This window comes from Deltaproteobacteria bacterium (genome assembly GCA_016219225.1).
Classification (GTDB): Bacteria; Desulfobacterota; RBG-13-43-22; order RBG-13-43-22; family RBG-13-43-22; genus RBG-13-43-22.
Map to the genome: position 1 here is coordinate 1 of JACRBX010000111.1, position 3,621 is coordinate 3,621.

Here is a 3,621-nt window from a genome sequence, read left to right on the forward strand (position 1 = left end):
AGCCCGTTGCCTTCTGTTTGTGGAAGGGTTTGCTTTCATCCCTGCGAACAAAATTGCAATCGAAAAGAGTATGATGAAGCGGTTTCGATCCATACCATCGAACGATTCTTAGCCGATTACGGCGCGAAAACCCGGTTGAGGATGTCGACGACCCCTTCCCAGGGCAAAAAGGTGGCTGTCGTCGGTTCCGGACCATCGGGATTGTCCTGTGCCTATCACCTGGCCAGAATGGGGTATGAGGTTACCATCTATGAAAGATTACCGCTGATCGGGGGAATCCTTCGTTACGGAATCCCCGAATATCGACTGCCTAAGGAGGTTCTGGACCGGGATATTCAATTTATCCTGGACTGGGGGGTTGAAATAAAAACGAATACCGGTCTGGGAAGGGATTTATCCTTTAAGGCCGTTAAAGAAAATTTTGATGCGGTTTTTATCGGGATTGGTGGCCCGATTGAAAAAACCCTCGGCATACCGGGTGAAGAGGCCCAGGAGGTCCTTTCAGGACTCCGTTTTTTAAGCCGGTTAAATCAGGGGGATTCCTTCCGGATTGGACAAAAGGTGGCGGTCATCGGCGGGGGCAATACGGCCATTGATTGTGCCCGATCGGCCCGCCGCCTGGGGGCCAAGGTTCAATTGATCTATCGCAGGACCCGGGAAGAAATGCCGGCCGTCGAGATGGAAATTGCAGCCGCCGAACAGGAAGGCGTCGATTTTATTTTTTTGGCCAGTCCGGTAAAGGCCCATTTGAAGAAGGGGAATGCTATCCAGTTGGAATGTAGGCGTATGAGGCCGGGGGAGGTGCAGGCCGACGGCCGAAGGCAGTCTATCCCTTCAGAAGGGTTGAATTTTTTCATTGAAGTGGATTCGGTCATCACGGCCCTGGGGTCCGGGGTAGAAAACGCCTCTCTGACAGAGGCGATCGAAACGGGCAACGGATTATTCCGGATCGATCAGGAGGGGAGAACCAATATCCCAAGGGTCTATGCCGGCGGCGATTGTGTGGATCAACCCCGTACCGTGGTTCAGGCCGTCGGTGCCGGCCGGAGGGCTGCCTTTGGACTGGACCTGGAATTGGGGCCTTATAAAAAGAGCCAAGCCCTGCCTGACGATGGGATTGTGCGTTTTCAGGAAATCAACCCCTACTATTTTCCAGTGGGCAGGAAGGTACAGGAATTTATTTCTCCGGTCCGGGAAAGGGTGTCCAATTTTAAAGAGGTGACCCGGGGCTATTCGGAACAGATGGCCCGGGAAGAAGCCCGGCGATGTTTTAATTGCGGGATCTGTACCGAATGTAATACCTGTTTGACCTTCTGTCCGGATTTGGCCCTTTCCAAAGAGGGGGGACACTACCAAATCGATTATAACTACTGTAAGGGATGCGGGGTTTGCGTTGAAGAGTGTCCCCGGGGCGTTTTATCAATGGAAATTGAGAAAAGGATGGATTTGTGAAGGCGTCGATAACAGGGAATGAAGCCGTTTCTTATGGGGCCATGCTGGCCCGGGTAAAGGTCATTGCGGCCTATCCGATTACCCCCCAGACGACCATCGTCGAAGAGCTTTCGAAGTTCTGTGCGGACGGCAGGTTGGATGCGGACTTTGTGAAAGTGGAATCCGAACATTCAGCCATGGCTTGCTGCATAGGGGCGACAGCAACCGGTGTGCGGACCTTTACCGCAACCAGCAGCCACGGTCTTCTTTATATGCATGAAGGTCTGCACTGGGCGGCCGGGGCCAGACTTCCCATTGTCATGGCCAATGTCAACCGGTCAGTCGGTGCCCCCTGGTCTATCCGGTGCGACCAGAATGACAGCCTCTCGCAGCGGGATACGGGCTGGATACAGCTCTATTGTGAAGACAACCAGGAAGTCATGGATACCATTGTCCAGGCCTACAAAGTAGCTGAAAGGGTCTCTTTGCCCTGCATGATTCTGTTGGAGGGTTTTTCTCTCTCCCATACGACGGACATCGTGGAGATCCTCGATCAGGAACTGGTCGATCGGTATCTGGCCGACAGCCAACCGGAAAACAGGTTGGACCTGGAGGATCCCCATTCCTTCTGCGGGACCTGTTCCCCTGTTCCCAATGCCTATTTCAATTTTCGCTATCACCAGCAGAAGGCCATGGAAGAGGCCAAAGCGGTTTTTAAGGCCGCCGATGAGGAATTTCACCAGGTCTTTGGCCGCCGATACGGGCCTTTGGAAACTTATCGTTGCGAGGAGGCCGAGGTGGTCCTGGTCACTTCGGGGACCATTACGAGCACGGCCCGCGACACCGTGGACGATCTGCGAAAAAGTGGGCAGAGAATCGGATTGATCAAAATTAAAATGTTCAGACCCTTTCCCTCCGATGAGATCGCGGCCTTGTTGGCCCCTTATGAAAAGGTGGCTGTGATCGATCGGAACCTTTCCTCCGGCCAGGGGGGGATTTTCGCCGCTGAGATCAAGGCCGCCCTGTATAACCGGAAGAAAAGACCGGCCCTCTTTGGATTTGTTGCCGGGCTAGGGGGCATGGATGTGACGCCTTCCCTGATCGAGGATATGATCCGATTCACCCTGGAAAATGAATCCCCGCCTGCGGATATTCTCTGGGCCGCTTGAACCCTATTTTCAAATTAAAGGATCAGCCCATGAATTTTTCAACTCCTCAAGAAGATTATGTTTATCCCGGGCACCAGGCCTGCCCGGGGTGCAATGCTGCTTTGGCCGTCCGTTTCATCCTGCAGGTCCTCGGCCGGAACACCGTTGCCGTGATCTCGGCCTGCTGTTGGACGAATATCGGAGGCGCCTATCCGAACACTTCTTTGAAAGTGTCCAGCCTCCATTCTCTTTTTGCCGCCAGTGCGGCCATGGCAACAGGGGTGCGATTAGGTTTGAAAAGGCAGGGGAAGGGGGAGACCAATGTCCTGGTGATCGCTGGAGACGGAGGTACTTTTGATATCGGCCTTCAATCCCTCTCCGGCGCCGTGGAGCGGAATGAGGATTTCCTTTATGTCTGCTATGATAATGAAGGCTACATGAATACAGGGAATCAGAGGAGTTCGGCTACTCCCTGGGGAGCGGCCACCACGACAACGGCCGCCGGTAACTTGGAGGCCTCCATCAAAAAGAATATTCTGGAAATCATGGCGGCCCATCGGATACCCTATGCCGCAACCGCTTGTGCCGCCTTCCCCGATGACCTCAAGAGCAAGGTTGAAAAGGCCTCCCGGATAAAGGGTTCCAAATTTCTCCATATCTTATCCCCCTGTCCGGTGGGCTGGGGATATCCCACGGAATATATGGTCAAGATGGGAAGATTGGCGGTGGACTCGAAGGTCTTTCCTTTATATGAGGTCTATGACGGGTTTCAATACAACATTACTTTGGAACCGAAAGGTAATCCGGTCAGGGAGTATTTGAAGCTACAAAACCGCTTCAGGTATTTAAATGATGATGAAGTGGAATGGATTCAAAAGAACGTGGATAAAGAATGGGGCATTTTGACTGAGAGGGCCAAGATCCGGAAATATATTAAGGATCAGGATATTAATGACTCGGTCGAGGGCAAGTACAAAGGGATTTGAGTGCCCTGTTTTAGGGTTGCCAGTAGCCATGCCAACAAGACGTCGAATAAATAATC

General features: G+C 52.7%; 3 protein-coding genes. All 3 read left to right on the top strand.

What is annotated here, in order from left to right; translation table 11 throughout:
• On the top strand, positions 1–1,452 hold a 1,452-nt coding region (locus HY879_10110; protein ID MBI5603699.1), incomplete at its 5' end, for an FAD-dependent oxidoreductase.
• Positions 1,453–1,493: 41 nt separating this feature from the next.
• Positions 1,494–2,600, top strand: coding sequence for a pyruvate ferredoxin oxidoreductase (gene porA, locus HY879_10115; GenBank protein MBI5603700.1), 1,107 nt, complete (start codon positions 1,494–1,496; stop codon positions 2,598–2,600).
• Positions 2,601–2,629: 29 nt separating this feature from the next.
• On the top strand, positions 2,630–3,565 hold the full coding sequence (locus HY879_10120) for a pyruvate synthase subunit beta (protein MBI5603701.1): 936 nt from the start codon (positions 2,630–2,632) through the stop codon (positions 3,563–3,565).
• Positions 3,566–3,621 lie beyond the last annotated feature (56 nt).

Coding starts and splice junctions, on each gene's coding strand:
- HY879_10120 (MBI5603701.1), top strand. CDS start 2,630: ATGAATTTTTCAACTCCTCAAGAAGATTATGTTTATCCCGGGCACCAG.
- porA (MBI5603700.1), top strand. CDS start 1,494: ATGCTGGCCCGGGTAAAGGTCATTGCGGCCTATCCGATTACCCCCCAG.